This is a genomic window from Streptomyces sp. SID1328, from assembly GCF_009865595.1.
Taxonomy (GTDB): Bacteria; Actinomycetota; Actinomycetes; order Streptomycetales; family Streptomycetaceae; genus Streptomyces; species Streptomyces griseoluteus.
This window is the reverse complement of the sequence record NZ_WWKH01001079.1, coordinates 1-6,155: the sequence shown is the minus strand read 5'-3', so window position 1 is coordinate 6,155 and position 6,155 is coordinate 1. Positions and strand designations below refer to the sequence as shown.

Here is a 6,155-nt window from a genome sequence, read left to right as displayed (position 1 = left end):
ATGCCCGCCGCCGCGAGGCCCGCCGGGGCGGTCTCCGCGAGCGGGACGCCGTAGCGGGCCAGGCGCAGCGGCATCAGGGACTCCACCGGGGCCTTGCGGCGCCAGGCGCGGCCGAAGCGGGAGCGCAGCCGGGCCTGGTAGACGAGACGTTCCTGCTCCAGCTTGATGACCTGCTCGTAGGAGCGCAGCTCCCACAGCTTCATCCGCCGCCACAGCAGGAAGGTGGGCAGCGGGGAGAGCATCCAGCGGGTGAGGCGGACGCCCTCCATGTGCTTGTCGGCGGTGATGTCCGCGATCCGGCCGACCGCGTGCCGGGCCGCCTCGACGGAGACCACGAACAGGATCGGGATCACCGCGTGCATGCCGGTGCCCAGCGGGTCGGGCCAGGCGGCGGCGCCGTTGAAGGCGATCGTCGCGGCCGTGAGCAGCCAGGCCGTCTGACGCAGCATCGGGAAGGGGATGCGCATCCAGGTCAGCAGCAGGTCGAGGGCGAGCAGTACGCAGATGCCCGCGTCGATGCCGACCGGGAACACGTACGAGAAGTTCCCGAAGCCCTTCCGCAGGGCCAGCTCCCGGACGGCCGCGTACGAACCGGCGAAGCCGATACCGGCGATGACCAGCGCGCCGGTGACGACCACGCCGATCAGAACGCGGTGCATCCGAGTCAACTGCATTGGCGCGGCCACTCGTACTCCCTCCCTTGCGTGTTGTTGCGCGCAACAGAGTGGCACAGGTGTGCGCCGAACGTGGTGTCGGTCAGCCCTTCTTGGGGGCGGCGGAGGACGCCGAACCCTTGGGGGAGGGGGACTTGGAGGTGCCCTTGGAGGGGCTGGCCGAGGGCGAACTCTCCTTAGCGGCACGGCCGTTGGCACTGGCCACCGCCGTAACGGCCTCCTTGGCCGCCTTCTTGGCGTCCGCCGTCAGGTCGTCCGCGTCCGGGGTCTTGTCGCCCGCGAGACCGGCGCCGTTGTAGTCGAGGGTGATCACGACGTTCTCCACGCGCGCCACCACCGTCTGCTGCTTGAAGGCGCCTTCCTTCTTCTTCAGGTCGTAGTGCACCGCCGTCGCCTCGTCACCGGTGCCGCCGAGCGCCTCCGCCTTGGTGTTCTTCGCGCCCGGGGCGGCCTTGGCGTCCTGGACCTGGCGCGTGTAGTACGCGTGCGCCTGGTCGTTGCCGCTGCCGCGCGAGGTGTCGGAGTCGAAGCGGAGCAGGGAGACGTTCAGCCAGCGGAACTGCGAGCCCTTGACGCCGTTGTTGTCCAGGCTGGTCCAGGAGCAGGAGGACCGGTTCGCGGTGTCGTCGCTCGACCCCTTCTTGCCGGCCGTGTCCGCCTCCGGGACCAGGTCGCCCAGCGTCTTCTTGGGCAGCACCTTGCACGGCTCGGGCAACTTGCGGAACACCGACGCCTGCACGGTCGGGGAGGGCTTGGCCGAAGGCTGCCCGGGGCCGCTGCCGGCGGACGGCTTGGCGGAAGCGCCCGCCTTGCCCGGCGCGTCACCGGAGTCCGAGGAACAGGCCGCGGTGATCAGTACCGCGGGAACGGCTGCCGCGCACACCAGGGCACGGCTCAGACGCGTGGCACGCGGTCCACGCTGGGCACGGTCGTCTCGCTGGGCTGCTCGCTGCATGGTTCCTTCACTCGTGACGCTCGGTGTTCGTGCGGGTTCCTGCGGGGCCACCGTACGCGGTACGCGCGGCCCGCGGTCGCCGGTCGAGCGCCTTCGGGGAGGGGGACCAGGGCGGGCGAGGGGGCGTCAGCCGTCCAGTACGTCGGCCAGTTGAGAGGCCAGATCGCGTGCCCTGTCCTGCATTTCCTTGCTGTCCGGGACCGCGCCGACGGCCATCGGCTGCTCCTCGTAGTCGATGGTGACGACCACGTTCGACGTGCGGAACACCACAGTCACCGTCCGGGGTTCGGCAGTCGAACCGGACGAGCCGAGCTGGTCGTCCAGGTACGCCTCGTCACCGAGGTCGGACAGGACGCGGGGCCGGAGGTCGGTGGGCGCGGCGCTGCCGGAGCCGCCCGCCGCCGGGTCGGTGGAGGCGCCCGAGGAGGGGCTGCCGGAGGGGTCGGCGGACGGGGAGGGGGTGCCGCTGCCGCTCGGGCCGGTGCTGGGGGAGGCCGGCGCGGAGAGGGAGGGCACGGGCAGGTCGGCGGCCTTGGCCATGCCCTGGAACAGCTTCTGCGCCTGGGTGTCGTCGCTGACCGCCCCGTCGTACGACACCACGCGCTCGAAGTCGACCGAGAGGCGGTCGGTGGCGAAGGTGGACTCCACCTTCCAACGGCAGCCCACCTTGCGGTCGGTGTCGTAGGTCAGCGCCGGCACGCCCCGGTACGCCTTGTCGCGCTGGTCGGGGTCGGTGAGCTGCTGGATGCCGGGGAGCAGGGTGCCGAGGGTGTCGTGGCCGACGGCGCCGCAGGGCTCGGGCAGGGTGCGGTACCGGCCGGGCTGGGCGGCGGCCGGGGCGGAGGCGGCGTCACCGGGGTTGGCGTCGTCGGTGGGCGTGCCGCCGCCGGAGCCCGAGCTGCAGCCTGCCAGCAGGGCCGCGAGGAGGGCGGCGGTGCCGGTGATGTACGCCTTCCGCTGCACGGTCGGGCTCCTTAAGGACGGTGTGCGACCCGACGGCGGTGCCCGGTCGATGCTCCAGTGTCCCCGCTGGTTAATCGCTTGCCGCGGCGGGGCGCCTGCTGGACACAATGTGTATCGCACGCACCGCCGTGGTCGCCGGTCCCCTGTCCCATTTCACCGGCCCTGGCGCCGCTTTTGCGTTCTGCCGGTCCGGGTGACTTCCGTGAGCAATGACCCTTGCCCGGCATATGAGTTGTCATGTCACCTTTGGGGGATTGATCGGTTATGTCGTACGTGGAGATACCGGGCGCCCGCGTCCCGGTGCGGATGTGGACCGACCCGGCCACCGTGGAGGACGGCGCGCTGCGCCAGCTCCAGAACGTGGCCACCCTGCCCTGGATCGAGGGCCTCGCCGTGATGCCGGACGTGCACTACGGCAAGGGCGCGACGGTCGGCTCGGTCATCGCCATGCGCGACGCGGTCTGTCCGGCAGCGGTGGGCGTCGACATCGGCTGCGGCATGTCCGCGGTCAGGACCTCCCTCACGGCCAACGACCTCCCCGGCGACCTCACCCGCCTCCGCTCCCGCATCGAGCAGGCCATCCCGGTCGGCCGAGGCATGCACACCACCGCCCTCGACCCCTCCCGCTTCCACGCCCTCCCCACCGCGGGCTGGGACACGTTCTGGTCCCGCTTCGACACGGTCGCCGAGCCGGTCCACTTCCGCCGTGAGCGGGCGGCTTTGCAGATGGGGACGCTGGGCAGCGGCAACCACCTGATCGAATGCTGCCTGGACACCGAGGGTGCGGTCTGGCTCATGCTGCACTCCGGATCCCGCAACATCGGCAAGGAACTCGCCGAGCACCACATCGGCGTCGCCCAGAGGCTCCCGCACAACCAGGGGCTGGTCGACCGCGACCTCGCGGTGTTCGTGTCGGACACCCCGCAGATGGCCGCGTACCGCAACGACCTCTACTGGGCGCAGGAGTACGCGAAGTACAACCGCACCCTCATGATGGCGCTCCTGAAGGACGTCATTCGCAGGGAGTTCAAGAAGGCGAAGCCGGCCTTCGAGGCGGAGATCTCCTGCCACCACAACTACGTGGCGGAGGAGCGGTACGACGGCATGGACCTGCTCGTGACCCGCAAGGGCGCGATCCGGGCCGGCTCCGGTGAGTTCGGGATCATTCCGGGCTCCATGGGGACCAGTTCGTACGTCGTGAAGGGGCTCGGGAACGAGAAGTCCTTCAACTCGGCCTCCCACGGCGCCGGTCGGCGGATGAGCCGGTCGGCCGCGAAGCGGCGGTTCACGGTGCGCGACCTGGAGGCCCAGACGCGGGGCGTCGAGTGCCGCAAGGACGCGGGCGTGCTGGACGAGATTCCGGCCGCCTACAAGGACATCGACCAGGTGATGGCCCAGCAGACGGACCTCGTCGAGGTCGTCGCCAAGCTGAAGCAGTTCGTCTGCGTGAAGGGCTGAGGTCAGGCCGGCAGGGGGACTTGGCCGGTGCGGAGGCGCCAGAGGCGGAGGTTGCAGCTCTGCGTCGTCCGGCCCAACGCTTCGCCGGCCGCCGTGGGCGAGTTGATGCTCAGCAGGACCCGGTCCTCGTCGGGGCTCCAGCGGCGCGGGGTGTACGCGGCCCGCATGCTCTCCGGCCGAACCCATGCGGCGACGGACCGGGCGGCTGTCCGTTTGCGGTCGAGGGCCAGGCAGTCCGGGTAGTACAGGGCGGCGGCCAGCCGCTGGGCCGCCTCGTTCGTCCAGAGGACGTTGTACATGCCGTCCCGCGCATTGCGCCGGACAGTTCGCTCCACTCCCGTGGTCTCGGCGCCGAAGTCGCACACGTACGCGGCGATGGCCGTGCTGGCCGTCGCCAGACCGAGGAAGGGGCACCCCTTCCCGGTGAAGCCGACCGACCCGTCGCCGTCGATCAACCCCCTCACGTAGTCGTGCCCGGAGAACTCGACGCGGGGCGGAGCAACCCTCCCCGACTTCCTGCCGTACGGCAGGCCGAGCGCGCTCGGGGACCGTCAGGTCCATGAACCGGGGGCGGTCCTGCTCGCGGAGGGCCACAGGGAGCCTCTGCTTCCTCGCGTCATACCGATCGTTCGACGTGAGGCTAGGGCGCCAGTTCGCCTGTGGGGCGGGCGATCGAAGAGGTTCCCTCGTGTGAGTTACCCGGTCAGTTGCCTCCGGGCATGCGCCTCACAGCTCCCGGTGGACCTTGGTGTTGCTGGCCTGGGCTCGGGGGCGGAGGACCATCAGGTCGATGTTGACGTGGCTGGGGCGGGTCACGGCCCAGGTGATGGAGTCGGCCACGTCGTCGGCGGTCAGGGGTTCCGCGACGCCTTCGTAGACCTTCGCCGCCTTCTCCGTGTCGCCGCCGAAGCGGGTGAGGGCGAATTCGTCGGTCTTGACCATGCCGGGGGCGATCTCGAGGACGCGGACCGGCTTGCCGACGATCTCCAGGCGGAGGGTCTCGGCGAGGACGTGCTCGGCGTGCTTGGCGGCGACGTAGCCCGCGCCGCCCTCGTAGGTGGAGAGGCCGGCGGTGGAGGAGACGACGACCACGGTGCCGTCGCCGCTCGCCTCCAGCTTGGGCAGCAGGGCCTGGGTGAGGTTGAGGGTGCCGAGGACGTTCGTCTCGTACATCGTGCGCCAGTGCTCCGGGTCGGCGCTCGCCACCGGGTCCGCGCCGAGCGCGCCGCCCGCGTTGTTGACCAGGACGCCGATGGTGCGGAACGCCCCGGCGAACTCGTCGACGGCCGCCCGGTCCGTCACGTCCAGCGGGTACGCGGTGGCCGAGTGGCCCGCCTCGGTCAGCTCCTTCGCCAGCGCCTCGATACGGTCCGCCCGGCGCGCGGTGAGCACCACCCGGTACCCGGCCTCGGCGAGCCGCCGCGCGGTGGCCGCGCCGATACCGCTGCTCGCGCCCGTGACGACGGCGATACGGGACGCGGCGGAGGGGGCGCTGGCCATGGGCTGCTCCTGGGAGAGGGGTCGCGGACTCGCGTCCAGCCTAGGCGAGCCTCAGCCGCCGTTCCTCGGGGCCCACATGATCACGGCCATGCCGGCCAGGCAGATCAGGGCGCCGGTGAGGTCGAAGCGGTCGGGGCGGTAGCCGTCGGCGACCACGCCCCACAGGATCGACCCGGCGACGAAGATGCCGCCGTACGCCGCGAGGATGCGGCCGAAGTGGGCGTCCGGCTGGAAGGTGGCGACGAACCCGTACGCGCCCAGCGCCAGCACCCCGCCGGTCATCCACAGCCAGCCGCGGTGCTCGCGCACGCCCTGCCAGACCAGCCACGCGCCGCCGATCTCGAAGAGGGCGGCGACGACGAACAGGGCGGCGGAGCGCAGGATCAGCATGGGGGAAGCCTGGCACGCGCCCCCCCGTTCACCTGTTGGAGGGCGCCTGCGGTCCGGCTCGCGTGGCATACATCGGGTGGGCGGAACGGTGACGGAAACGGGAGTGGTCGGCGTGCGCGTACGGACGAGGGCATGGCTGCTGCTGGTCGCCTGCGCGGGCGCGGCCCTGTGGGCCGGGGGCCCGGCCGGGGCGACGGGCCGATCCGGCTCCGCCT

General features: G+C 71.5%; 7 protein-coding genes. 1 reads left to right on the top strand and 6 read right to left on the bottom strand.

All coding sequences use genetic code 11. The features are described from left to right. From GT030_RS34970 to GT030_RS34960, 3 genes are all read right to left on the bottom strand, one after another. Positions 1–686, bottom strand: a 686-nt coding sequence (locus GT030_RS34970) for a DUF2637 domain-containing protein (protein WP_161204508.1), incomplete at its 3' end; no start/stop codon positions are given. Between the two features lie 70 nt (positions 687–756). After that, on the bottom strand, positions 757–1,629 hold the full coding sequence (locus GT030_RS34965; RefSeq protein ID WP_202460949.1) for a DUF3558 domain-containing protein: 873 nt from the start codon (positions 1,627–1,629) through the stop codon (positions 757–759). 126 nt (positions 1,630–1,755) lie between these two features. Further along, positions 1,756–2,592, bottom strand: a complete 837-nt coding sequence (locus tag GT030_RS34960) for a DUF3558 domain-containing protein (RefSeq protein ID WP_161204507.1) — start codon at positions 2,590–2,592, stop codon at positions 1,756–1,758. Positions 2,593–2,856: 264 nt separating this feature from the next. Between GT030_RS34960 and GT030_RS34955 the strand changes: the two genes are divergently transcribed. Further along, entirely contained in the window at positions 2,857–4,050 is a 1,194-nt protein-coding gene (locus GT030_RS34955) for an RtcB family protein (RefSeq protein ID WP_161204506.1), read from the top strand. Between the two features lie 2 nt (positions 4,051–4,052). Here GT030_RS34955 and GT030_RS34950 read toward each other — a convergent pair whose 3' ends face one another. The 3 genes from GT030_RS34950 to GT030_RS34940 all read right to left on the bottom strand — a co-directional run bounded on the left by GT030_RS34950 (position 4,053) and on the right by GT030_RS34940 (position 5,940). Continuing rightward, positions 4,053–4,505, bottom strand: a complete 453-nt coding sequence (locus GT030_RS34950; RefSeq protein WP_161204505.1) for a hypothetical protein — start codon at positions 4,503–4,505, stop codon at positions 4,053–4,055. A 271-nt stretch (positions 4,506–4,776) separates the two neighbouring features. Further along, entirely contained in the window at positions 4,777–5,550 is a 774-nt protein-coding gene (locus GT030_RS34945; protein ID WP_161204504.1) for an SDR family NAD(P)-dependent oxidoreductase, read from the bottom strand. Between the two features lie 51 nt (positions 5,551–5,601). After that, positions 5,602–5,940: a YnfA family protein gene (locus GT030_RS34940; protein WP_161204503.1), complete on the bottom strand. Its 339-nt coding sequence runs from the start codon at positions 5,938–5,940 to the stop codon at positions 5,602–5,604. Positions 5,941–6,155 lie beyond the last annotated feature (215 nt).